Annotated in this window: 22 protein-coding genes and 1 tRNA gene; 14 read left to right on the top strand and 9 right to left on the bottom strand. The window is 68.7% G+C overall.

Annotated features, from left to right (window positions below; translation table 11 throughout):
- Window positions 1-7: 7 nt before the first annotated feature.
- Together BMY69_RS10870 and BMY69_RS10865 are read right to left on the bottom strand one after the other, a co-directional pair.
- Window positions 8-550: a DUF922 domain-containing protein gene (locus BMY69_RS10870; protein WP_090177912.1), complete on the bottom strand. Its 543-nt coding sequence runs from the start codon at window positions 548-550 to the stop codon at window positions 8-10.
- Window positions 551-769: 219 nt separating this feature from the next.
- Window positions 770-846: transfer RNA gene (locus BMY69_RS10865), tRNA-Pro, on the bottom strand.
- 154 nt (window positions 847-1,000) lie between these two features.
- On the opposite strand from BMY69_RS10865, the gene hisS reads away from it, so the two are divergent.
- Window positions 1,001-2,386: a histidine--tRNA ligase gene (gene hisS / locus BMY69_RS10860; RefSeq protein ID WP_090177910.1), complete on the top strand. Its 1,386-nt coding sequence runs from the start codon at window positions 1,001-1,003 to the stop codon at window positions 2,384-2,386.
- A 28-nt stretch (window positions 2,387-2,414) separates the two neighbouring features.
- Window positions 2,415-4,304, top strand: coding sequence for an HAL/PAL/TAL family ammonia-lyase (locus BMY69_RS10855; RefSeq protein WP_090177908.1), 1,890 nt, complete (start codon window positions 2,415-2,417; stop codon window positions 4,302-4,304).
- On the opposite strand, the gene BMY69_RS10850 is transcribed toward BMY69_RS10855, so the two are convergent.
- Complete coding sequence (locus BMY69_RS10850; RefSeq protein WP_090177905.1) at window positions 4,225-5,004, bottom strand: response regulator; 780 nt, start codon at window positions 5,002-5,004, stop codon at window positions 4,225-4,227. The two genes, BMY69_RS10855 and BMY69_RS10850, sit on opposite strands and share 80 nt — an antisense overlap.
- Before the next feature lie 146 nt (window positions 5,005-5,150).
- On the opposite strand from BMY69_RS10850, the gene BMY69_RS10845 reads away from it, so the two are divergent.
- The 9 genes from BMY69_RS10845 to hisIE are packed head-to-tail and all read left to right on the top strand — an operon-like array spanning window position 5,151 to window position 12,492.
- Entirely contained in the window at window positions 5,151-5,471 is a 321-nt protein-coding gene (locus tag BMY69_RS10845) for a YerC/YecD family TrpR-related protein (RefSeq protein ID WP_090054513.1), read from the top strand.
- Window positions 5,468-6,361 (top strand): ATP phosphoribosyltransferase, encoded by an 894-nt coding sequence (gene hisG, locus BMY69_RS10840; RefSeq protein ID WP_090054511.1) that lies wholly within the window; start codon window positions 5,468-5,470, stop codon window positions 6,359-6,361. The genes BMY69_RS10845 and hisG overlap by 4 nt, the downstream gene beginning before the upstream one ends.
- Window positions 6,358-7,665: a histidinol dehydrogenase gene (hisD, locus tag BMY69_RS10835; RefSeq protein WP_090177904.1), complete on the top strand. Its 1,308-nt coding sequence runs from the start codon at window positions 6,358-6,360 to the stop codon at window positions 7,663-7,665. The genes hisG and hisD overlap by 4 nt, the downstream gene beginning before the upstream one ends.
- On the top strand, window positions 7,662-8,726 hold the full coding sequence (hisC, locus tag BMY69_RS10830; RefSeq protein WP_090177901.1) for a histidinol-phosphate transaminase: 1,065 nt from the start codon (window positions 7,662-7,664) through the stop codon (window positions 8,724-8,726). Before hisD ends, hisC begins: the two co-directional genes overlap by 4 nt.
- Window positions 8,723-9,787, top strand: a complete 1,065-nt coding sequence (gene hisB / locus BMY69_RS10825; protein WP_090177900.1) for a bifunctional histidinol-phosphatase/imidazoleglycerol-phosphate dehydratase HisB — start codon at window positions 8,723-8,725, stop codon at window positions 9,785-9,787. The genes hisC and hisB overlap by 4 nt, the downstream gene beginning before the upstream one ends.
- Window positions 9,787-10,377: an imidazole glycerol phosphate synthase subunit HisH gene (gene hisH, locus BMY69_RS10820; RefSeq protein ID WP_090177897.1), complete on the top strand. Its 591-nt coding sequence runs from the start codon at window positions 9,787-9,789 to the stop codon at window positions 10,375-10,377. Before hisB ends, hisH begins: the two co-directional genes overlap by 1 nt.
- Window positions 10,374-11,126: a 1-(5-phosphoribosyl)-5-[(5-phosphoribosylamino)methylideneamino]imidazole-4-carboxamide isomerase gene (locus BMY69_RS10815; protein ID WP_090177894.1), complete on the top strand. Its 753-nt coding sequence runs from the start codon at window positions 10,374-10,376 to the stop codon at window positions 11,124-11,126. Before hisH ends, BMY69_RS10815 begins: the two co-directional genes overlap by 4 nt.
- Window positions 11,120-11,890 (top strand): imidazole glycerol phosphate synthase subunit HisF, encoded by a 771-nt coding sequence (hisF, locus tag BMY69_RS10810; RefSeq protein ID WP_090054500.1) that lies wholly within the window; start codon window positions 11,120-11,122, stop codon window positions 11,888-11,890. Before BMY69_RS10815 ends, hisF begins: the two co-directional genes overlap by 7 nt.
- Entirely contained in the window at window positions 11,887-12,492 is a 606-nt protein-coding gene (hisIE, locus tag BMY69_RS10805; protein WP_090177891.1) for a bifunctional phosphoribosyl-AMP cyclohydrolase/phosphoribosyl-ATP diphosphatase HisIE, read from the top strand. The genes hisF and hisIE overlap by 4 nt, the downstream gene beginning before the upstream one ends.
- Before the next feature lie 133 nt (window positions 12,493-12,625).
- Here hisIE and arsC read toward each other — a convergent pair whose 3' ends face one another.
- The 4 genes from arsC to BMY69_RS10785 all read right to left on the bottom strand — a co-directional run bounded on the left by arsC (window position 12,626) and on the right by BMY69_RS10785 (window position 16,155).
- Window positions 12,626-12,961 (bottom strand): arsenate reductase (glutaredoxin), encoded by a 336-nt coding sequence (arsC, locus tag BMY69_RS10800; protein WP_218143157.1) that lies wholly within the window; start codon window positions 12,959-12,961, stop codon window positions 12,626-12,628.
- A gap of 5 nt (window positions 12,962-12,966) precedes the next feature.
- Window positions 12,967-14,412 (bottom strand): pseudouridine synthase, encoded by a 1,446-nt coding sequence (locus tag BMY69_RS10795; RefSeq protein ID WP_090177886.1) that lies wholly within the window; start codon window positions 14,410-14,412, stop codon window positions 12,967-12,969.
- On the bottom strand, window positions 14,409-15,248 hold the full coding sequence (scpB, locus tag BMY69_RS10790) for an SMC-Scp complex subunit ScpB (protein WP_090054492.1): 840 nt from the start codon (window positions 15,246-15,248) through the stop codon (window positions 14,409-14,411). The genes BMY69_RS10795 and scpB overlap by 4 nt, the downstream gene beginning before the upstream one ends.
- 100 nt (window positions 15,249-15,348) lie before the next feature.
- Entirely contained in the window at window positions 15,349-16,155 is an 807-nt protein-coding gene (locus tag BMY69_RS10785; protein WP_217642649.1) for a segregation and condensation protein A, read from the bottom strand.
- Between the two features lie 394 nt (window positions 16,156-16,549).
- Here BMY69_RS10785 and dinB point away from each other — a divergent pair, with 394 nt between their 5' ends.
- Together dinB and BMY69_RS10775 are read left to right on the top strand one after the other, a co-directional pair.
- Window positions 16,550-17,737, top strand: coding sequence for a DNA polymerase IV (gene dinB / locus BMY69_RS10780; RefSeq protein WP_090177881.1), 1,188 nt, complete (start codon window positions 16,550-16,552; stop codon window positions 17,735-17,737).
- 129 nt (window positions 17,738-17,866) lie between these two features.
- Entirely contained in the window at window positions 17,867-18,223 is a 357-nt protein-coding gene (locus tag BMY69_RS10775; protein WP_090055818.1) for a PilZ domain-containing protein, read from the top strand.
- 32 nt (window positions 18,224-18,255) lie between these two features.
- Here the strand turns inward: BMY69_RS10775 and BMY69_RS10770 are convergent, their stop codons facing one another.
- Window positions 18,256-19,944 (bottom strand): AMP-binding protein, encoded by a 1,689-nt coding sequence (locus BMY69_RS10770; protein WP_090177879.1) that lies wholly within the window; start codon window positions 19,942-19,944, stop codon window positions 18,256-18,258.
- Between the two features lie 113 nt (window positions 19,945-20,057).
- Between BMY69_RS10770 and BMY69_RS10765 the strand changes: the two genes are divergently transcribed.
- On the top strand, window positions 20,058-20,504 hold the full coding sequence (locus BMY69_RS10765; RefSeq protein ID WP_255364524.1) for a hypothetical protein: 447 nt from the start codon (window positions 20,058-20,060) through the stop codon (window positions 20,502-20,504).
- Window positions 20,505-20,567: 63 nt separating this feature from the next.
- Here BMY69_RS10765 and acnA read toward each other — a convergent pair whose 3' ends face one another.
- Window positions 20,568-23,312 carry an aconitate hydratase AcnA gene (gene acnA / locus BMY69_RS10760; RefSeq protein ID WP_090177877.1) on the bottom strand — a complete coding sequence of 915 codons (2,745 nt, stop codon included), beginning with the start codon at window positions 23,310-23,312 and terminating at the stop codon, window positions 20,568-20,570.
- Between the last annotated feature and the right edge of the window lie 41 nt (window positions 23,313-23,353).

Genomic DNA, 23,353 nt, shown 5'->3' with positions numbered 1-23,353 from the left:
CTAACGATCACCACGCGATACCCACGCCTTCCGAGCTGCCGTGCGCGGTGCGGGCGTCGAGTTCGGCGTTCCGTTTTTTCTCCGCGTCGAGGATCGCGCGTCCGCGTGCCCGTAGCGTCGCATCGAGTCGCGCGCAGGTCGTGTCCGATGCGTGCTCGCGCATCAGTGAGGTGAGCGCGTCGCCGGTGTCGCGGCTGAACTGCGCGTGTTCGTCCTCGTGCTTCTTCAGCGCGTCGAGCATGCGGTTCCACTTCGCGACGATCGTCGCGTCGACACCGAGGGGTGGTTTCCACGAGGGAAGGGTGATGTCGATCGTGACGAGCACGCTCGGCTTCACCAGGACGCAGGTGCCGCCTGCCAGGCGGACGTCGTAGCTCCAGGACACGCCTGCGTCAGTTATTGCCCAGTACCTTCCATCCGGCTTCGTCGGACCTTTACGGTTCATCTCCCTCACGAGTTCTTCTTCTCGCGACCCGGTGATCTCGTAGTAGGCGATGTGTTCCCGAACGACGGGTTCCGGAACGACGACGGGCGGTACGGCGAAGAGCATGGCTTCGGTCCGTGAGGGCGATGCCGTGGACGAGCAAGGCGTGTGCCAGCACGGCGACCGCGTCGCGGCGCGCCATGGGCGCCGTGTGTCGCGTCCGCGGACGACCGGCGGTGTCCGCGATGGCTCCAGGCCGAAGCGGGGCCGATCACAGGCCGGCAAAGAAAAAGGCCCTGAAAGCTCGCGCGGACGCGGTTTTCAGGGCCTTTAAACTTCGAATATTGGTCGGGGAGACAGGATTCGAACCTGCGACTTCTACGTCCCGAACGTAGCGCTCTACCAGGCTGAGCTACACCCCGACAGGAGCCGCGTATATTAGCCATGGCCCGGTCCCTTGGCAACAGGTCGTCGCATATTTTTTACACGCGGGCGTCCGGGGCGTCCCTGGCCATCTGCTAATCTATGCGGCTGCCGCATGGCGGCGCCCGTACAGCCTGTCCGAAGAGGAATTGCATGGCACTCACCCCGGCCCGCACCATGCCCGGTGTCCTCGAGCTTCTTCCGCTCGACCAGATCGCCTTCCAGCGCATGCTGGACACGATTCGCCGCAACTACGAGCGATTCGGCTTCCTGCCGATCGAGACGCCGGTGATCGAGCATAGCGATGTGCTGCTGACCAAGACGGGCGGGGAGACCGAGCGCCAGGTGTACTTCGTCCAGTCGACCGGCGCGCTGGGCGCGGCGGCCGAGAAGGGCGGCGTGCCGGAGCTGGCCCTGCGCTTCGACCTCACGGTGCCGCTGGCGCGCTACGTCGCCGAGCACGAGCACGACCTGAGCTTCCCGTTCCGCCGCTACCAGATGCAGCGCGTCTACCGCGGCGAGCGTGCCCAGCGCGGACGTTTCCGCGAGTTCTACCAGTGCGACATCGACGTCATCGGCAAGGACTCCCTCTCGGTGCGTTACGACGCCGAGATCCCGGCGGTGATCTACAGCGTGTTCAAGGAACTGAACATCGGCGCGTTCACGATCCAGCTCAACAACCGCAAGCTGATGCGCGGTTACTTCGAGAACCTGGGCGTCACCGATCCGGAGCAGCAGATGCTCGTGCTGCGCGAGGTGGACAAGCTCGACAAGCGCGGCGCCGATTACGTGCGCGAGACGCTCACCGGCGACGCGTTTGGCCTGTCGGCCGAGGTCGCCGCGAAGATCCTCGCGTTCGTGCAGGTGCGTTCGACGTCGGTCGACGACGCGTTCGCGAAGCTCGACGCGCTCGGCAGCGGTTCGGAGACGTTCGAGCAGGGCAGGGCGGAGCTGAAGGAAGTGCTCGGCCTGATCCGCGACTTCGGCGTGCCGGAGACGCATTTCGCGCTGAATCTCTCGATCGCGCGCGGCCTCGATTACTACACGGGCACGGTCTACGAGACCACGCTCAACGACCACCCGGGCATCGGCTCGATCTGCTCGGGCGGCCGCTACGAGAACCTCGCCGGCCAGTACACCAAGTCGCACCTGCCGGGCGTCGGCATTTCCATCGGCCTCACGCGCCTCTACTGGCAGCTGCGCGACGCCGGCCTCGTCTCGACGGCGCGCAGCACGGTCGACGTGCTCGTGACGCAGATGGACGCGGCGCAGATGCCGGTCTACCTCGCCGTGGCTTCGGAGCTCCGCAGCGCGGGCATCGCCACCGAAGTGGTGCTGGAGGGCGGCAAGCTCGGCAAGCAGTTCAAGTACGCCGATCGGGCCGGCATCCGCTTCGTCGTCGTCCTCGGCGAGGACGAAATCGCCAAGGGCGTCGTCACGGTGAAGGACCTGCGCCGCGAGGACCAGTTCGAGGTGCCGCGCGCGGATCTCGTCAAGACACTCCGCGTCGAGCTCGCCCAGGCCGAAATCGGTCGTTGATCCTCCACTTTTTCGCACGGCGCCAACCATGACCAGCAGCATCCTCCTCGACGGCCGCAGCCTCACGCGCGCGCAGGTCGCCGCCATCGCGCGCCAGGGCGCCACGATCCGCCTCGACGAGGCGCAACTGGTGAAGGTGAAGCGCGCCGCGGATTTCCTGGCCGAGAAGGTGGGTGGCGGCGAGCCGATCTACGGCGTCACGACGGGGTTCGGCAGCAATGCCGACAAGCTGCTGGGCGCGCACCGCGTGCGCGACGAACTGCCCGGCGGCAACCCCGAACCGCGCTCGGGCACGCTGCTGGAAGAACTGCAGCACAACCTCATCATCACGCACGCGGTCTGCGTCGGTAAGCCGTTCTCCGTGGACGTCGTGCGCGCGATGCTGGCCATCCGCGTGAACACCCTCATGCGCGGTCATTCCGGCATCCGGGTCGAAACGCTGCGCGCGCTGGCCGAGCTGCTCAATCGCAACGTCATTCCCGTGATTCCGGAGAAGGGTTCCGTCGGGGCCAGCGGCGATCTCGCGCCGCTGTCGCACCTGGCGATCGTGCTGCTTGGCGGTGGCGAGGCGTTCTACGAAGGGCGGCGCATGCCGGGCGCGGAGGCGCTGGCCGCCGCCGGTCTCGAGCCCGTGCGTCTGTCGTTCAAGGAGGGCCTCGCGCTCAACAACGGCACCACGCAGATGCTCGCGACGGGCGTGCTCGCGCTCGACACGATGGACATGCTGATCCGCACGGCGGACCTCGCCGCCGCGATGACGCTGGACGCGTTCGCCGGCCGCACCGGCGCCTACGCCGAAGAAGTCCACGCGCTGCGCCCGCATCCGGGCCAGGTCGCGGCGGCGCGCAACATCCGCGGTCTGCTGGAAGGCTCGACGCTGGCGGATATCGCGTATCACCTCGTGCCGCGGTTCCGTCCGTGGCTGTCGGACTCCTGGGCCGATCCGGCCGACCAGGGCCATCGCTTCGACATCGGCTGGGACTGGGTTCCGGCCACGCAGCGTCACGGCAAGGAAGCGTTCTATTCGCGCTTCCTGCCCTTCAAGGGTGGCAAGAAGCACCAGCCGCAGGATGCGTACTGCCTGCGCTGCGCCCCGCAGGTGCATGGCGCCGTGCGCGACGCCTGGGAGCAGGCCTGCCGCGTGTTCGACGTCGAACTCAACGCAGTGACCGACAACCCGCTGGTCTTCCCGGACGCCGAGAACGCCGAGGTCATCGAGGATCAGGTCATCTCCGCCGGCCACTTCCACGGCATGCCGCTCGCGCTCGCGATGAGCTACGTGAAGGCGTCGATCCCGGTGCTCGCGTCGATCTCCGAGCGCCGCACGGCGAAGCTCGTCGATCCCGCGAATAACGACGGCCTGCCGGCGTTCCTCATCGGCAACGAGGACGCCACGGATTCCGGTTTCATGATCGTGCAGTACACCGCCGCGGCGCTGGTCAACGACCTCGCGACGCGCGCGCATCCGGCGTCGGTGTATTCCGTGCCGACGAGCGCCAACGCTGAGGACCATGTGTCGATGGGCGCCAACGAAGCCCGCCACGTGCTCGAGATGACCGAAGACCTCGGCCACGTCCTGGCCATGGAGCTCTACACGGCCGCCCAGGCGCTGGAATACCGCCAGGACATGCTCAACGCCGCTCGCACCCTCGCGCATCGCGGCGACTGGCAGGCCCTGGCATCGAAGATCTCGGGTGCGCCTCGCTCCGATTCGCCGCACTACGCCCGGTTCGAGGCGGAAGTGCGGGCGCTGATGGACGCCCTGGCGTCGGCGGACGACTTCCACGGCGGCGTGGCCGTGCGCGCCGCGCTGAAGACGCTGCGCGACCACGTCGCGTTCATGCAGCGGGATCGCGCGATGGACGGCGACGTGCGCGTGGTTTGCGAGCTGGTGGCGTCGGGGCGGCTCGTCGCCTGACGCCGCCCCCGGGCACGATGCGCTTCGCGGCGGCTTCGATCGCCGGCGACCAGTCGTCGAGCGATGCCGCGCGCACCCCGGCGAGGAACTGATACAGCTGGGCGTCGTTGACCAGGCCCAGCTTCGCCATGGCCGAACGCTTCTGCCGGCTGATCGTCTTGAAGCTGCGGCCCATCATCTCGGCGATGGCGGCCTGCCCATGGCCTTGCGCGTAGGCGCGGAGGACCTCGATCTCGCGCGGTGACAGCCGCGTGGCGAGCTCGTCGTGCCCGGAGGCGCAGTCGGCTTCGTGGAAGAGCCGGCGTATCGCGGGGCTGAGGTACGAGCGGCCGACTTCCGCGGCATGCACGGCCACGGGGATGTCCCGGAGGTTCGTGCGTTTGTCGAAGATGGCGGCGACGCCCATGTCCAGCAGGCTGCGCAGGATGGCCGGATTGGACAGCATCGTGAGCACGACGATGCCGGCGTCCGGGCGGACGGTGCGGATGCGGCGGATCATCGGCATGCCGTCGGGCTGCGAGCCTTCGGGCATCGAGTAGTCGGTGACGACGACGTCGCAGGGGTTGTCGCGGAGGGTCTCGAACAAGGTGTCCGTGTCGTGGGCGCGTGCCACGGCGTCGTAGCGGTGGGCCCGGAGGATGGTCTCGACCCCTGCGACGACGACGGGGTGGTCGTCGGCAATGATCACGGAACTCGACATGGCGGGCTCATGGCATGGAAATGCCCGCCATGGTGGCGATCGCTGAATCCGAAATATATGGAAGAAAAGCGCAATTTCGCGTCGGCGGTTGCCACGGCCCCGTTGCAGAGTTACGATGCGTTATCGTATTAACGCGTTAGTACACTATGAAGCGTCGTTCGCTCGATCCCGATACCCCGGCCGACTCGGCCGAGACCAGCCTCTGCGAGGCGATGGCCGCACTCTCCAGCGTCGACGAGATGCGCGCCTTCCTGCACGACCTCTGCACCCCCGCGGAGATCGAGGTCATGGTCGACCGCTGGCGCGTGGTGCCGCACCTGCTGGAGGGGCGCTCCTACCGCGAAATCCACGAGCGCACGGCCGTCAGCATCACCACGATCGGGCGGGTCGCCCGTTACCTCAACCAGGGCAGCGGCGGTTACATGGCCGCCGCCGCGCGCCGGAACCTGCTCGGGGGTGCCGCATGAAGTCCCGCGACCGCCTGCGCATCGCCATGCAGAAATCGGGACGCCTGACCGAGCCGGCGCAGGAGCTGCTGGCGCGCTGCGGCCTGAAGTTCCGGCAGAGCCGCGACAAGCTGTTCTGCTTCGGCGAAGGCGAGCCCGTCGATCTCCTCCTCGTCCGCGACGACGACATTCCCGGCCTGATCGCCGAGGGCGTGTGCGACCTCGGCATTGTCGGCCGCAACGTGCTGCGTGAGTTCCAGCTCTCCAATCCGGAGCCGGGTGCGGGCCTCGACGAACTGCGCTCGCTTGGCTTCGGCCATTGCCGCCTGTCGATCGCCGTCCCGCAGGAGGACGCCTACGACGGCCCCGCCCAGATGGAAGGCCTGCGCATCGCGACCTCGTATCCCGGCCTGCTCGGCGAATGGCTCCGGTCGAACGGCGTGGACGCGAAGGTGGTGATGCTCGCCGGTTCGGTGGAGATCGCGCCACGCCTCGGCACCGCCGACGCCATCTGCGACCTCGTGTCGAGCGGCGCGACGCTGGTGGCGAACCAGCTGCGCGAGGCCGCGGTCGTGGTCGAGAGCGAAGCCGTGCTGGCGGGTCATCGCGAGCTGCCGACGGACGAGCGCGGCGAAATCGCGGAACTGCTGCTGCGACGTCTCGACGGCGTCATCCAGGTGCGCGACTCGCGCCTGATCCTCATGCAGGCGCCGCGCGACGCGCTGGCCGCGATCACCCGCCTGCTCCCGGGCAGTCCGGTGCCGACGCTCACGCCCGTGGACGGCGCGCCGGATCAGGTGGTGCTGCAGGCGCTCTGCGCCGGATCGGTGAGCTGGCGACAGCTCGAGGACATGAAACGCGCCGGGGCCCGCGACATGCTGGTGCTGCCGGTGGAGAAGATGCTGGCATGAAACGGATCGACTGGAGCACCCTCGACGAGAACGGCCGCGACGCGGCGCTCGCGCGTCCCGCGCAATCCCGCGCGGCCGAACTCCGCCAGGGCGTGGAGGCCATCGTCGCCGATGTCCGCGCGCGCGGCGATGCCGCGCTCATCGAACTCACGGCCCGCTACGACGGCAGCACCCTCGACGCGCTGGCCGTGACCGACGACGAATTCGACGCCGCGGAAGCGCGCCTGTCCGCCGAACTGAAGGCCGCGGTGCTGGAAGCCGTCGGTCGCATCGACACCTTCCACCGCGCGGCCGCGCCGCGGCCGGTGGCGGTCGATACCGCGCCGGGCGTGCGGGTCGAGCGCGTGTTGCGCCCGATCGCACGCGTCGGCCTCTACGTGCCCGCCGGTGGCGCGCCGCTGCCGTCCACCGCCATCATGCTCGGCGTGCCGGCCGCGATCGCCGGTTGTCGCGAGGTCGTGCTGTGCACGCCGGTGCAGGCGAACGGTCGCTGCGACGACGCCGTGCTGTTCGCGGCGCGTGCGGTCGGCGTGCACCGCGTCTTCAAGCTCGGCGGCGCGCAGGCCGTCGCCGCGATGGCCTATGGCACGGCGTCGGTGCCCCGCTGCGACAAGATCTTCGGCCCCGGCAACGCGTGGGTGACGGAAGCCAAGCTGCAGGTGGCCGGCGATCCGGCAGGCGCGGCGATCGACATGCCCGCCGGCCCGTCGGAGGTGCTCGTCATCGCCGACGATGGCGCGGACCCGCGGTTCATCGCCGCCGATCTGCTGTCGCAGGCCGAGCACGGCCCCGATTCGCAGGTGCTGCTGGTCAGCCCGTCGGCGGCGTTGCTCGATCGCGTGGCGGAGGAGGTCGATCGCCAATGCGCGCTGCTCCCGCGCGCGGACGTGGCGGCCATCGCGCTGGGCGAAAGCCGGCTGGTGTCGGTACGCGATCTTTCCGAAGCGCTGGACGTCAGCAACCGCTACGCGCCGGAACACCTGATCGTGCAGACGGCGGACCCGCGCTCGCTGCTCGACGGCGTCGAATCCGCCGGCTCCGTCTTCCTCGGCGAGTGGACGCCCGAGTCCGTGGGCGACTACTGCAGCGGCAGCAACCATGTGCTGCCGACCTACGGCTACGCGCGCAGCTACAGCGGCGTGTCGGTCGCGAGCTTCCAGAAGCAGGTGACCGTGCAGGAAGTCACCGCCGATGGCCTGCGCGCGATCGGACCGTGCGCCGCGACGCTGGCCGAGGCCGAGCAGCTCGAGGCGCACCGCCGCGCCGTGACCCTACGCCTCGCCGCGATGGATGCCGCCGCATGAGCGTCCTCGATCTCGCCCGCGCCGAAATCCGGGCGCTCTCGCCTTACTCCAGCGCACGCATGGAAGCGCAGGGCGGCACCGTGCTGCTCAACGCGAACGAATCCTCCCGGCCGCCGAACATCCCGGGCGGCGACGGTCTGAACCGCTATCCCGACCCGCAGCCGCGCGCGCTGGTCGACGCCCTCGCCGAACTCTACGACAGCAGCCCCGAACGCATCCTGGTGACGCGCGGCAGCGACGAAGCGATCGACCTGCTCGTGCGCGCGTTCTGTCGCGCGGGCGAGGACGCGGTGCTGATTTCACCGCCGACGTTCGGCATGTACGCCGTCTGCGCGCGCATCCAGAATGCCGCCGTCATCGAATCGCCGCTCGAACCCTCGGGTGCGTTGCGCCCCGACACGCTGCTCGCGGCGGTCACGCCCTCGACGAAGCTCGTGTTCGTCTGCACGCCGAACAATCCCACCGGCAACCTGATCGGGCACGAAGTGCTCGCGCACCTCGCGCGCGAGCTGTCGGGCCGTGCCGTGCTCGTCGTCGACGAGGCCTATGCGGAGTTCAGCGGCGCGCCGAGCGCCACGTCGCTGATCGACGCCCACGACAACGTGGCCGTGCTGCGCACGCTGTCGAAGGCCTGGTCGCTCGCGGGCGCGCGGGTCGGCGCGCTGGTCGCCCGGCCCGAGGTGATCGCGCTGCTGCGCCGGATCATCCCGCCGTACCCGCTGCCGTCGCCGTGCGTCGATGCCGCGCTGGGCGCGCTGTCGTACGAGGGGCGGCGCGTGCAGCGCCATCACCTGCAGGAGATCCTCGGCGAGCGTGCGCGGATGTTCGCGGCGCTGCCGGGCCTGCCGGGCGTTCGCGACGTGCTGCCTTCGCACGCGAACTTCCTCACGGTCCGCTTCGACGATCCGGCCGGAACCTACCGGCGCCTGATCGCCGCGGGCATCGTCGTTCGCGACGTGACGAAATACCCCGGCCTCGAGGATGCCCTGCGCATCACCGTGGGCACGGGCAACGAGAACGACCGCGTGCTCGCGGTACTGCGTGCGGGAGCGGGCGCATGACCCGCAAGATCCTCTTCGTCGATCGCGACGGCTGCCTCATCGAGGAGCCGGCGGACGAGCAGATCGACAGCTTCGACAAGCTGGCCCTGATGCCTGGCGTGATCGCCGCCCTCCAGCGCTGCGTCGCCGCCGGCTACGAGCTGGTGATGGTGACCAACCAGGATGGCCTCGGCACGCCGTCGTTCCCGCAGGAGGCCTTCGACGGGCCGCACGCGCTCATGTTGCGCATCTTCGCGTCGCAGGGCATCGCGTTCCGCGAGCAGCTGATCGACCGCAGTTTCGCGCACGAACATCGCGACACGCGGAAGCCGGCGACGGGCCTCGCGCGCCACTGGCTCGCGGACGACACCTGGAGCCGCGCGCAGTCGGCGATGGTCGGCGACCGCGAGACCGATCTCGCCTTCGCCGCCAACATGGGCGTGCGTGGCTTCCGCGTCGGCGCCGAAGGCATGACATGGGGCGAAGTGGCGCATGCGCTGCTCGACGCGCCGCGTACCGCCCACGTGGTGCGCCGCACACGCGAGACGTCGATCCAGGTCGATGTCGACCTCGACCGGGTGGCCGATCCCGTCGTGCATACCGGGCTGGGCTTCTTCGATCACATGCTCGAGCAGATCGGCAAGCACGGCGGTTTCGCGCTGCGGCTTCGCTGCGACGGCGACACGCACGTCGACGAACACCACACCATCGAGGATTCGGCGCTGGCGCTCGGGCAGGCGCTGCGCGAGGCGCTCGGCGACAAGCGCGGCATCGGCCGCTATGGCTTCGCGCTGCCGATGGACGAGAGCGCGGCGCGCGCGGAGCTCGACCTGTCGGGTCGGCCGTACTTCGTGTTCGACGGCAGCTTTCCGCGCGAGCGCGTCGGCGACATCCCCACCGAACTCGTGCCGCATTTCTTCCGCTCGCTGTGCGAGACGCTCGGCGCGAACCTGCACCTGACCGTGCACGGCGAGAACGCGCACCACATGGTCGAGGGCTGCTTCAAGTCCGTCGCGCGCACGCTGCGGCAGGCGATCCGCCGCGAGGGCGAGGAGCTGCCGAGCACGAAGGGGACGCTCTGATGGCTGTCGTCCTCGTCGATGCCGGCGGCACGAACATCGGCTCGGTGCGCTACGCGCTGCAGCGCCTGGGCACGGACGCCGAGCTCACGGCGGACGCCGACGCGATACGCGCGGCAAGTCACGTGATCCTGCCCGGTGTGGGTGCCGCGGGCCCCGGCATGCGGCGGCTGCGGGAAGCGGGGCTCGTCGACGTCATGCGCGGACTGACGCAGCCGGTACTCGGTGTCTGCCTCGGCATGCAGTTGCTGTGCGAGCGCTCGGAGGAGGCCGACACCGAATGCCTCGGCGTCATTCCCGCGCCGGTGCGCCGGTTCGCCGAGGCGCCGGGACTGCGTGTGCCGCACATGGGCTGGAACGGTTTGCGCGTCACATCGACGCATCCGCTCGTCGACGGCGTGCGCGACGGAGATTGCGCGTATTTCGTGCACAGCTACGCGGTTCCCACCGGCGACTGGTCGCTGGCCGAGAGCGAGCACGGCGTACCGTTCGCGGCGATCGTCGCCCACCGCAATTTCATGGGCATGCAATTCCATCCCGAGCGCTCCGCGTCCCTCGGTGCGCAGCTCCTACGGAACTTCCTTTCGCTATGACGTTACCCATTCCCGCCATCGACCTCCGCAAGGGCCAGGTGGTGCGCCTGTTCAAGGGCGACTACGCCCAGCAGACCACGTTCGCCTTCGAGCCCGAGGCCCTGGCCGCGCGCTACGCCGACGAAGGCGCCTCGTGGCTGCACGTCGTCGACCTCGACGGTGCGCGCTCCGGCCGCTTCGAGAATCTCGCGGTCATCGCCGGTATCGCCTCCGCCGGACGCTTGCGGGTGCAGGCCGGTGGCGGCATCCGCGACGAGGACGGCGTGCGCCGGCTGTTCGAAGCCGGTGTCGAGCGCGTGGTCGTCGGCAGCCTCGCCTCGCGCGATCCGGAAACCGTCGCCACGTGGATCGCGCGGTACGGCGCGGAGCGCATCGTGCTGGCGCTGGACACCCGTTTTCGCGACGGCCTGTGGAAACTGCCCAGCGCGGGCTGGACGGCCGACGAGGCGCGCACGCTCGACGAACTGCTGCCGTGGTACGAGGCGGCCGGTGCGCGCCACCTGCTGTGCACCGACATCGATCGGGACGGCACCATGACCGGGCCGAACACGGCGCTCTACCGGCACGTCGCGGCCCTGGCGCCGACGCTTCGCGTGCAGGCGTCCGGTGGCGTGAGCTCGCTCGGCGATGTGGAAGGCCTCGCGTTGCAGGGCGTCGCCGGGATCATCCTCGGCCGCGCGTTGCTGGAAGGCGCGTTCGGTCTGCGCGATGCGTTCGCCGTCGCGGCGAAGGCGGATGCGACATGCTGAGCCGGCGCATCGTTCCCTGCCTCGACGTCCGCGACGGGCAGGTGGTCAAGGGCGTGCGGTTCCGCGACCACGTCGTCGTCGGCGAGATCGTCGAACTGGCGTTGCGCTACCGCGACGAGGGCGCCGACGAGCTGGTCTTCTACGACATCACCGCGAGCCCCGAAGGTCGCCGCGTGGACCGCGACTGGGTCGAGCGCGTGGCGCGCGAGATCGACATTCCGTTCTGCGTGGCGGGCGGCATCCGCAGCGTCGACGATGCGCGCGAGGTGCTGCACGCGGGCGCGGACAAGATCTCGATCAACTCGCCCGCGCTCGAGCGGCCCGAACTCGTGCGCGAGATCGCCGACGCGTTCGGCGTGCAATGCGTCGTGGTCGGCGTCGACAGTCTCCGCGACGACGACGGCGAGTGGCGCGTGCGCCAGTACACGGGCGATCCGTCGCGAACGCGCGCACTGCGCAAGCGCACCCTCGACTGGATCGAGGAGGTGCAAGGCCTGGGCGCCGGCGAGATCGTGCTCAATTGCATGGGTACCGACGGGGTGCGCCGCGGTTACGACATCGAGCAACTGAAAGCCGCGCGCGCCGTGTGCTCCGTGCCGCTGGTCGCCTCGGGCGGCGCCGGCACGCCGGCGCATTTCGTGGACGTATTCATCGAGGCCGACGTGGACGCGGCGCTGGCCGCCAGCGTGTTCCACGGGGGCGATATCGCCATTCCCGCGCTGAAGCGCGAGCTGCGCGCGCAAGGTATCGAGGTGAGGTCATGAGCATGCGGGATCCGGATTTCGCCAAGGGCGGCGGGCTGCTCCCCGCCATCGTGCAGCATGCGCGAACGGGCGAGGTGCTGATGCTCGGGTACATGGACGCGGCGGCCCTGGCCGCGACGCGCGAGCTCGGTCTCGTGACGTTCTTCAGCCGCAGCAAGCAGCGGCTGTGGACGAAGGGCGAAACGTCGGGCGATACGCTCGCGCTGGTGGACATGCGCCTGGATTGCGACGCCGATACGATCCTGGTGCGCGCCCTGCCGGCGGGACCGACCTGCCACACCGGTACGTCGAGCTGCTTCGGCGACGACGTGTCGCCGCCGTTGGGCTTCCTCGCCGAACTCGACGCGCTGGTCGCATCGCGGTACGCGGAGCGGCCCGCTGGGAGCTACACGACGAGGCTGTTCGAGGGCGGCATTCGCCGCATCGCGCAGAAGGTGGGCGAGGAGGGCGTCGAGACCGCGCTGGCCGCGGTCGCGGAAGACGACGACGCGCTGATCGGCGAGGCCGCCGATCTGGTGTTCCATCTCATGGTGGTGCTGCGCGCGCGCGGCATCGGGTTCGACGCGGTGGCGGCGAAGCTGGTGGAGCGGCACGCGGGGTAGACGGTCGCCGTCCCGGGAACCGGGGCCGTGGATACCGGCGTACGCCGGTTTGAAGGTGAGGGGGTTTCCGTCGCACCGGCGTACGCCGGTGCCCACGGCGAGGCGATCGGTTGTCGCGACAGCGCCGCCCGCGCTAAAGGATCGCGAGCACCGCTTCCGGTGGACGACCGATCGCGGCCTTCTCGCCGTGGATCACCACGGGACGCTCGATGAGCTTCGGCGTCGCGATCATCGCGGCGATCAGCGCGTCGCGTGACGCATCGGCCGGCACCCCGGTGTATTCGGCTTCGCCCTTGCGCATGAGCGCGCGCGGCTCGATACCGAGAAGCCCGAGCACGCGTTCGAGCTCGGCCGCCGACGGCGGCGTCTTCTGGTAATCCACGATCACCGGCGACAGGCCCCGCGCTTCGAGCAGGGCCAGCGTTTCCCGCGACTTCGAGCATCGCGGGTTATGCCAGATCGTCAGCATCGGGATCAGCGATTGCCGCCGCGATTGCCGCCACCGCCACGGTTGCCGCCACCGCCGCCCGGACGGCCACCACGGTTGCCGCCGGGACGCGGACCGCCCGCCCGGTTGCCGCCGCCTGGGCCGCGGCCACGGTTGCCGCCGCCTTCGAAGCGGGCACCCGGCGCGCGGTTGCCCTCGGCGCGACCCGCGCCCGCCGCGCGGTTGCCGCCGGCGTTACCGCCGCGACCGCCCGGACGAGGACCACGGTTGCCCGTCGTGTTACCGCCAGCGGCGTTGCCGCCACCCGTGCGGCTGTCGCCCGCGAACCACGTGCGGATCGACGGCAGTTCCTGGCCCGGGGCCACGCGGCGCGACTTGCGCTGACCGCCGCCCGCACCGCGCTCGGGACGAGCCACGTTGCCGTTGACCTCGCGGCGCGGACCGCCGCCCTGGCCGCCGCGACCGCCCGCGGCGCCGCGACCACCACGACCGCCACGCGGGTTGTCGTCGCGGATGCGATCGAACGCGGTCAGCTCGCGCGCCTCGTCATGGCGGCCCGAGCTCCAGGCGCCGGTCGCGCGGTTGTCCGGACGGTATTCCGTGACATGGCGCGGCGCGCGGCGCTGGTGCACGACGGCGCTCAGCGTGAGCACCGGTGCCGGGGCGCCGAGGCCCGCGCGTTCGCGCAGTTCCTTGATGGCCGTCTCGTCGAGCGACTCGCAGTCGCCGCGACGCAGGGCGCGGGGCAGTTCCACCGTGCCGTAGCGGATGCGCTTCAGGCGGCTGACCAGGAAGCCCTGCGAATCCCACAGGCGGCGGACTTCGCGGTTGCGGCCCTCGCGGATCGTCACGCGGAACCAGCTGTGGCTGCCGCCACGGCTGATCACGGCGATCTCGTCGAAGCGAGCGGGGCCGTCTTCCAGCTCCACGCCGGCCTTGAGGCGTTCGATCACCTCGTCGGGGACTTCGCCGTGGACGCGGCAGAGGTATTCGCGCTCGAGGCCGCTCTTCGGATGCATCAGCGCGTTGGCGAGTTCGCCGTCGGTCGTGAGCAGGAGCAGGCCAGTGGTGTTGATGTCGAGGCGGCCCACGGCGACCCAGCGCGCGCCACGCAGGCGGGGCAGCTGTTCGAACACGGTGGGGCGGCCTTCGGTGTCCTCGCGCGTCGTCACCACGCCTTCCGGCTTGTGGTAGACGAGCACTTCGGCGTCGTTGCGGTTGTCGGTGGCGACGACGAACTGCTTGCCGTCGAGGACGACGCGGTCGCCCGCGTGGACGCTCGCGCCGATGGTCGCGACGGTGCCGTTGACCTCGACTTCGCCGGCCTGGATGCGCTGTTCGAGCATCCGGCGCGAGCCGAGTCCGGCATTGGCGAGCACCTTGTGCAGGCGCTCTTCAAGCTGGGCGGTGGATTCGGTGGCGTCGCCGCCGCCGCGCTTCAGGGTGAGCAGGGATCGCTGGGGCGCATTCATGCGCGTGACTCCTCGGTATCTTTCTCGGCGTCGTCTTCGACGTCGCCTTCGGGGTTCTCTGCCTCATCGGCAGTGGGGGAAGCCGCGGCGACATCGTCGCCGTCTGGCAGCTGGTTCGCGGCTCCGCTCGCGTCGCCTTCGGCGGCGTCGATCGGGGCGGCGGTGTCTTCGATCGTCGTGGACCGCGCCACGACATCATCGTCGTCTTCGGTATTCGTGGAACTTTCGCCGGTGCCTTCGTCGGGCATCGCGGCCCGCGCCGCCGGCGGCACCGCGTCGCCTTCGAGGCGCATCTGCGGGTTGAGCTCGTCGAGGTCGCGGATCTCGGACAGCGGGGGCAACGCGTCCAGCGACTTCAGGTTGAAGTAGTCGAGGAAGAGGCGGGTGGTGCCGAACAGGGCGGGCTTGCCCGGCACGTCGCGGTAACCCACCACGCGGATCCATTCGCGCTCTTCCAGGGTCTTGATGATGTTCGAGGAGACGACGACGCCGCGGATCTGTTCGATTTCGGGGCGGGTGATCGGCTGGCGGTAGGCGATCAGCGCGAGCGTCTCGAGCAGGGCGCGCGAGTAGCGGCTCGGCTTCTCGGCCCACATCCGCGACACCCAGCCGTGCACCTCGCGGCGCACCTGGTAGCGCCAGCCCGAGGCGACCTCGAGCAACTCGACGCCGCGTCCCTCGCAATCCGCCGCGAGCGCGTCGAGCGTCTGCTTCAGTTCGTCCGTACCGACCTCTTCGTCCTCGCCGAAGATCGCCTTCAACTGCGCGATCGTCATCGGCTGGGTCGACGCCAGGAGCGCCGCTTCCACGATGGGTTTGAGTTGTTCGGGTTGCATAGGCCTATGTGTGCCGCGCCCGTCTGGCGCGGTCAGGTCGGTTCGTACGCGGGAGGATCGCTTCCGCGACGTCCCGGTGTCGTGCCCCTTCGCGGGGCCGTCAGGCGAGCGCTTCTTCCGGCGCGGCCTCCGTGTGTACCTTGGTCTTCAGGTAGATCGGCCCGAGGGCTTCTTCCTGAACGATCTCGATGAGCATTTCCTTAGCCAGTTCGAGCATGGCGAGGAAGGTGACCACGACGCCGAGCCGGCCCTCGGTGACGTCGAACAATGTTTCGAAGCGGTGGAAGCCGCCGGTTTCGCCGAGCGAGCCGAGCAGGTCGCCCATGCGCTGGCGCACGCTGAGCGGTTCGCGCTGGATCGCATGGTGCGTGAACAGATCCGCGCGGTTGAGCACATCCTTGAGCGCGAGCAGCAGTTCCTTCAGATCGAGCGGTGGCGGCACGCGGACCACGTTGTGCTCGCCGACGAAGGCGTGGACCACCGTGGTGTCGCGTTCCAGCCGGGGCAGTTCTTCGATGTCCGCCGCGGCCTTCTTGAAGCGTTCGTACTCCTGCAGGCGACGAACGAGTTCGGCGCGGGGATCCTCCTCGAGCCCTTCCTCGGCCGGCGGCCGGGGCAGCAGCAGCCTGGACTTGATCTCCGCGAGGATCGCGGCCATCAGCAGGTATTCCGCCGCCAGCTCCAGTCGCATCACCTCGCGCATCATGTCGATGTAGTCCATGTACTGCCGGGTGATCTCGGCGACAGGGATGTCGAGGATGTCGAGGTTCTGCCTGCGGATCAGGTACAGCAGCAGGTCCAGCGGCCCTTCGAACGATTCGAGGATGACTTCGAGCGCGTCCGGCGGGATGTAGAGATCCTGCGGCATCTGCAGCACGGGCTGCCCGCGCACCAGCGCGAGAGGCATTTCCTGCTGCTGCGGGATGCCCGCGAAGGCACCCTGAGTTTTTTCGACCACCTGGACTTCGGTTGTCTCGTTAGTCATCGGCACACGTCAGAAGGGTCGCGAGTGCGACCAGGAACGCAACAATCGATGCCGTCCGGCGGCTGTACCGCCACCTCGTCCGCGCTTGCCACGCATCGTCGCCGACGAGCGAAGGGCAGGCCACTGGACACCCCAGGAGGGTCACCGTCTGTGAAGGAACGTCGGGAGCAGAGCGCGGCCGGTCCGTGAAAGGGACCGGTGAGGGCGCGACGCCCGAAAAAAGTTCACCCGATTGACATACAGGGTATCGCCTGTGCCTGCGCAAGTCCAGCGGCGGGACCGCCCGGCGGCATGCCCTTACGGCACAATAGAGGGCATGCAGCCGGGTCAGCGAGCCATCATTCACGTCGACATGGACGCCTTCTACGCGTCCGTGGAAGAGCTGGACGATCCCTCCCTGGTCGGCAAGCCCGTGATCGTGGCGGGCCTCGGCCGACGGGGCGTCGTCTCCACGGCGAACTACGAGGCGCGGAAGTACGGCGTGCGCTCGGCCATGGCCACCGCGGAAGCCCGCCGGCGCTGTCCGGACGGCGTCTACATTTTCCCCCGGCACGACCGCTACGCCGCGATCTCCGCCGTCGTGTTCGGCGTGTTCGCCGAGGTCACCCCGATGATCGAGGGCCTGTCGCTCGACGAGGCGTTCCTCGACGTCACCGCCAGCCTGCGCCTGTTCCATTCCATGGAGGCGATCGGGCGCTGGGTGAAGGACACGATCCGGGAGCGGACCGGCCTCAACGCGTCCGTGGGGATGTCGCACAACAAGCTGCTCGCCAAGCTGGCCAGCGAGCTGTCCAAGCCCGACGGCTTCCTCGCCATCGCGCCGGAGGACGTGCGCGGATACCTCGATCCGCTGCCGGTCGGCCGCATGTGGACCGTGGGCAAGGTGGCCGAGGAGGCCCTGCAGAAGGCCGGTATCCGTACGATCGGCGACCTCGTCCGCTCGGACGCCTGGCGGCTGAACCGGGCCGTCGGCGAACGCCACGCCGCGCAATTGCGGGAGCTGTGCCGTGGCGAAGATCGCCGGCCGGTGGTGACCGACGCCCCGGAAGTCTCGATCGGTTCGGAATGGACGTTCGAATACGACCTCGAGGAACTTGAGATCGCGGAGGCCTGGCTGCTGCGGCAGTGCGAAAAGGTGGGGGCCAGGGCGCGGGGGCGCGGCGTCGACGCGCGCACCGTGTCGGTGAAGCTGCGCGAGCCGCCCTTCGTGACCCATAGCCGGCAGGCCCAGATGCCGGTGCCGGGCAATGCCACGCCCGACATCTATGCCGTGGCACGGCGCTTGCTTCAGGTCTGGTGGAACCAGCATCCCAGGCCGAGGCTTCGCCTGCTGGGCGTCACGTTGTCGGGCTTCGATGCCCGGCGCGGCGACGAGCAGCAGGACATGTTCGCGGCGCCCGCTTCGGACAAGCGCTCCGACGGCGTACAGGACATGATCAACGGTCGCTTCGGCGCCGGGGCGCTGGTCCGCGCCGGCGTACTGAAGACGCGCGGCAGCGAATGAACGCAGACGGCGGCATGTGGCACCGGGACTGCGCTAATGTGTCCGTTTGTGACACGGAAGGTAAGGCGACGAGGTGCGGCCATGCCAGGCACGGGCAGGGACCGAATGACAGGTTGGGTGGAGGACGTGATGTCGAGTGACAAGGACGACGCGAATACGCGCTATCGCCATGCCCGCATGCGGGTACAGACGGCGGTGCTGATGAGCCGTGGCGGCGAGGCGCATCCGACGGACCTGGTCGACATCTCGGCGACCGGCGCGCTGCTGCGCCGTCCGCTCGGCTGGCGCGGCGAACCGGGGCAGACCTGGATCCTCGACATGATCTTCGGCCACGACCTGCACATCCACCTCGAGGCGTCGGTCGCCCGCGTCTCCGCGCGGCAGATCGGCATGGCCTACACGCTCATTCCCGAGGACAAGCAGGCTTCGCTCTGGGAGCTGCTCGGCGGCTATGCCGACACGCTCGAGGCGTGGCACGACGAATAGCGGCGCTCCCACCCGAGGGTGGGTAGCTCCCGTCAGGCCTTCGCTTTTTTCCGCTCTTCGTCGCGGAGTTCGCGGCGCAGGATCTTGCCGACGTTGGTCTTCGGCAGCGCGTCGCGGAACTCGATCTGCTTCGGACGCTTGTAGCCGGTGAGGTTCTCGCGGCAGTACTCCTTGAGCGCCTCCACCGTGAGCGACGGATCCTTGCGGACCACGAACAGCTTCACGACCTCGCCCGAGTGCTCGTCGTCGACGCCGACGGCCGCCACTTCCGCCACGCCCGGGTGGCGCATGACGATGTCCTCGATCTCGTTCGGGTACACGTTGAAACCTGACACGAGGATCATGTCCTTCTTGCGATCGACGATGAACGCCTGGCCGGTCGGATCCATGCGCGCGATGTCGCCGGTGCGCAGCCAGCCGTCGGCGTCGAGCACCTTCGCGGTTTCGTCCGGCTGGCTCCAGTAGCCCTTCATCACCTGCGGACCGCGGATGCACAGTTCGCCCACCTCGCCGATCGGCAGTACCGCGCCGTCGTCGCCACGGATCTGCGCATCGGTGCCGGGAATCGGGAAGCCGATGGACCCCGTGTAGTCGGTGATGTCGACGCGGTTCGCGAAGGCGACCGGAGAGGTTTCCGTCAGGCCGTAACCTTCGATGATCGGTTTGCCCGTGACCTTCTTCCAGCGCTCGGCGACCGCACGCTGGAGCGCCATGCCGCCCGCCATCGACAGGTGCAGGTGCGAGAAGTCGACCTGATCGAAGCCCGGCGTGTTGAGCAGGCCGTTGAACAGCGTGTTGACGCCCGTGATCGCGGTGAACTTCGTGGCGCGAAGCTCCTTGACGAAGCCCTTCATGTCGCGCGGGTTCGTGATCAGGTGGTTGAGTCCGCCGAGGCTCGTGAAGATCAGGCAGTTCACCGTCAGCGAGAAGATGTGGTACAGCGGCAGCGCCGTGATCACGGTTTCCGCGCCCGGCGTGGCATGGCCCGCGACCCATGGGCGCGTCTGCAGCATGTTCGCGACCATGTTGCGATGCGTGAGCATGGCGCCCTTGGCCACGCCGGTGGTGCCGCCCGTGTACTGCAGGAACGCGAGGTCGTCGTGGTCGATCTGCACCGACGGCAGCGCGTGCGCCTTGCCGCGCGAGAGGGCGTCGCGGAAGCGGACGGCCTTCGGCAGGCGGAACGGCGGGACTTCCTTGCGGACGGTCTTCACCACGAAGTTGATGATGTTGCCCTTCGGGAAGCCGACCATGTCGCCGACGGCCGTCGTGATGACGTTCTGCACCTTGGTGCCGTCGAGCGCCTTCTCCGCCGTGGCGGCGAAGTTGTCGAGGACCAGCAGCGCTTTCGCGCCCGAGTCTTCCAGTTGGTGATGCAGTTCGCGCGTCGTGTACAGCGGATTCGTGTTCACTACGGTCAGGCCGAGGCGAAGCGCGCCGAACAGCGCGATCGGATACTGCAGCAGGTTGGGCAGCATGATCGCCAGGCGGTCGCCTTTCTTCAGGCCCAGCTCGCCGGAGAGGTAGCCGGCGAAGGCGCGGGAAAGCTCGTCGACCTCACCGTACGTGAGGACCTTGCCGAAGTTCGAGAACGCGGGGCGGTCGCGAAATTTCTCAAAGGACTCTTCGAAGACGGCCGCCACGGAGCGGTACGCGTTGACGTCGATATCGGCGGGAATGCCGGCCGGGTAATGGTCAAGCCACGGACGCTCAATGCTCATGAATCGGACGGACTCCAGAAAGTGACATTCGCACGGCGCTCGCCGTCGTACGATCGCGGCATTGGAGCATACGCCCGCGTATAGCGGCAAGCCGCATTGCAACGGGAAAAAACATGGGCAAATACGGTATGTGGAAGGTGGCGGCGGTGGCGATGTCGCTCGCGCTCGTGGGGCTGGGCGGATGCCGCCATGCGCCGGACGAGACACGCGTCCGCGAGGCCATCGCCGCGACGGCGGAGGCCGCGGAAGCGGGCAAGGCGGGCGACACGGTCGCTGCGCTCACCGAGGATTTCGACGGGAATGCGGGGCAGCTCGACCGGCGTTCGCTCGCGAACCTCGTGCGGGTGTTCGCGCTGCGCGGCCAGAAGGTGCACGTGCTCATGGGCCCCGTCGACGTGGACCGTCGCGGCGAGCGGATGACCGCCACGTTCACGGTGACGCTGACGGCGGGAGCGGGCGTGTTGCCCGAGAACGCCGGGGCGTACGTCGTCGAGACGGGCTGGCGCAGGGAGGGCGGCGACTGGCGATGCTTCACCGCGACGTGGAAGCGCGCGCTGTAATTCCCCTTGCGCCCGGACGAAAAAAAACGCCCCGGTTTCCCGGGGCGTTTCGTCGGTCGGCTATCAGGCCGCCTTCGCCAGCTGGCGCAGCACGTACTGCAGGATGCCGCCGTGGCGGAAGAACTCGCGCTCCTTCGGGGTCAGCAGCAGCACCTTCACGGTGAACTCCTTGCTGGTGCCGTCCGGACGCGTGGCCTTCACCGTCGCGCGCTTCGACTCGCCGCCTTCCAGGCCGGTGATGTCGAACACCTCGTCACCCTTCAGGCCGAGCGTCTGCGCGTTCTCGCCGTCGAGGAACTGGCAGGGCAGCACGCCCATGCCGACCAGGTTGGAACGGTGGATGCGCTCGAAGCTCTCGGCGATGACCGCCTTGACGCCCAGGAGAAGCGTGCCCTTGGCCGCCCAGTCGCGCGACGACCCGGTGCCGTACTCCTTGCCGGCCAGCACGACCAGCGGCGTACCGTCGGCCTTGTACTTCATGGCGGCGTCGTAGATCGCCATCTGCTCGCCCGTCGGGATGTACTTCGTGTAGCCACCCTCGACGCCGTCCAGCATCAGGTTCTTGATGCGGATGTTGGCGAACGTGCCACGGACCATGACGTCGTCGTTGCCGCGACGCGAACCGTAGGAGTTGAAGTCCTTCGGCTCCACGCCCTTGGAGATCAGGAAGCGGCCCGCCGGGCTGTCCTTCTTGATCGAGCCGGCCGGCGAGATGTGGTCGGTGGTGATCGAGTCGCCGAAGATGCCCATGGCGCGCGCGCCGTGGATGTCTTCGATCGTGCCGGCCTCGGCGGACATGCCGTCGAAGTAGGGCGGGTTCTTGATGTAGGTGGAATCGTCCCACGCGTACGTCTGGCCGTCCGGCGAGGCGATCTGGTTCCAGCGGCTGTCGCCCTTGAAGACGTCGGCGTAGGCGCTCTTGAACATCTCCGGGCTGATCGCACCGGCGATGAGGTCGGAGATTTCCTGATTGCTCGGCCAGATGTCCTTCAGGTAGACCGGCTGGCCGTCGCTGCCCATGCCGATCGCGTCCTTGGTCAGGTCGATGTTCAGCGTGCCGGCCAGCGCGTAGGCGACCACCAGCGGCGGCGAGGCCAGGTAGTTCATCTTCACTTCCGGATGCACGCGGCCTTCGAAGTTGCGGTTGCCGGAGAGCACGGACGCCACGGCGAGGTCGCCCTCGGCGATGCCCTTGCTGATCTCCGCCGGCAGCGGACCGGAGTTGCCGATGCAGGTGGTGCAGCCGTAGCCGACGACGTAGAAGTTGACCTTCTCGAGTTCCTCGAGGAGGCCGGTCTTCTTGAGGTATTCGGTGACGACCAGCGAGCCCGGGCCGAGCGAGGGCTTGACCCACGGCTTGGACGTCAGGCCACGCGCCGCGGCCTTCTTCGCGACCAGGCCAGCGGCGAGCATCACGGCCGGGTTGGAGGTGTTGGTGCACGAGGTGATGGCGGCGATGACCACCGAGCCGTCGTTGATGCGGAAGCTCTTGCCGTCCTTCTCGACGAGCACGCCTTCCTCGGTGATGGCGTTCGCTTCGTTGCCGATGGCCGTGCCGCCGCCTTCGTTGCTGAAGCGCGAGGTGTCGCCGTTCTTCGTCTTGCGGTTGGCCGTGAGCGGGCCGACGACGTCGAGGAAGCTCTGCTGCACGCCTTCGAGCAGGACGCGGTCCTGCGGACGCTTCGGACCCGCGAGCGACGGCTTGACGTCGGCGAGGTCGAGTTCGAGCACGGTGGTGAATTCCGGCTCCGGCGAGTTCGCGTCGTGCCACAGGCCCTGGGCCTTGGCATAGGTCTCGACCAGCGCGATCTGCGCTTCGTCGCGGCCCGACAGGCGCAGGTAGTTAACGGCTTCCTGGTCGATCGGGAAGATGCCGCAGGTGGCGCCGTATTCCGGGGCCATGTTGGCGATCGTGGCGCGGTCGGCGAGCGGCAGGTTCTGCAGGCCGTTGCCGAAGAACTCCACGAACTTGCCGACGACGCCGAGCTTGCGCAGCATCTGGGTGACGGTGAGCACGAGGTCGGTGGCGGTCACGCCTTCCGACAGCTTGCCGGTGAGGCGGAAGCCGACGACCTGCGGGATCAGCATGGACGACGGCTGGCCGAGCATCGCGGCCTCGGCCTCGATGCCGCCCACGCCCCAGCCCAGCACGCCGATGCCGTTGATCATCGTCGTGTGCGAATCGGTGCCGAAGACGCTGTCCGGGTACGCGAACGACTCGCCGTTCTGATCGTTGACGAACACGACGCGCGCCAGGTTCTCGAGGTTCACCTGGTGGACGATGCCCGTGCGCGGCGGCACGACCTTGAAGTTGTTGAAGGCCTTCTGGCCCCAGCGCAGGAACGAGTAGCGCTCCTGGTTGCGCTCGAACTCGATCTCGACGTTCTTCTCGAGGGCCGACTCGGAACCGAAGGCGTCGACCTGCACCGAGTGGTCGATGACCAGTTCGGCGGGGGCGAGCGGGTTGATGCGGTTCGGGTCGCCGCCGAGCTTCGCGACGGCGTCGCGCATCGCCGCGAGGTCGACCACGCAGGGCACGCCGGTGAAGTCCTGGAGGACCACGCGGGCGGGCATGAAGGAGATTTCGGTATCCGGCTCGGCCTTGGCGTCCCACTGCGCGACGGCCTCGATTTCCTTCGAGGTGACGTTCACGCCGTCTTCCTGGCGGAGCAGGTTCTCGAGGAGGATCTTCATCGAGAAGGGCAGGCGCTTGATGTCGAACTTCTCGCCGAACTTGGCCAGGCTGGCGATGCTGTGGCGCTTGCCGTTGACTTCGATGCTGTCTCGTACCGAGAACGAGTCTTTCATGCTGTACTCCTGGCGTGACGTTCTTTGCTGGGGAGGCCGGA

This window comes from Luteibacter sp. UNC138MFCol5.1 (assembly GCF_900110505.1).
Taxonomy (GTDB): domain Bacteria; phylum Pseudomonadota; class Gammaproteobacteria; order Xanthomonadales; family Rhodanobacteraceae; genus Luteibacter.
Note: the sequence above shows the minus strand (reverse complement) of the source record. Positions and strands in the feature narration are given on the sequence as shown.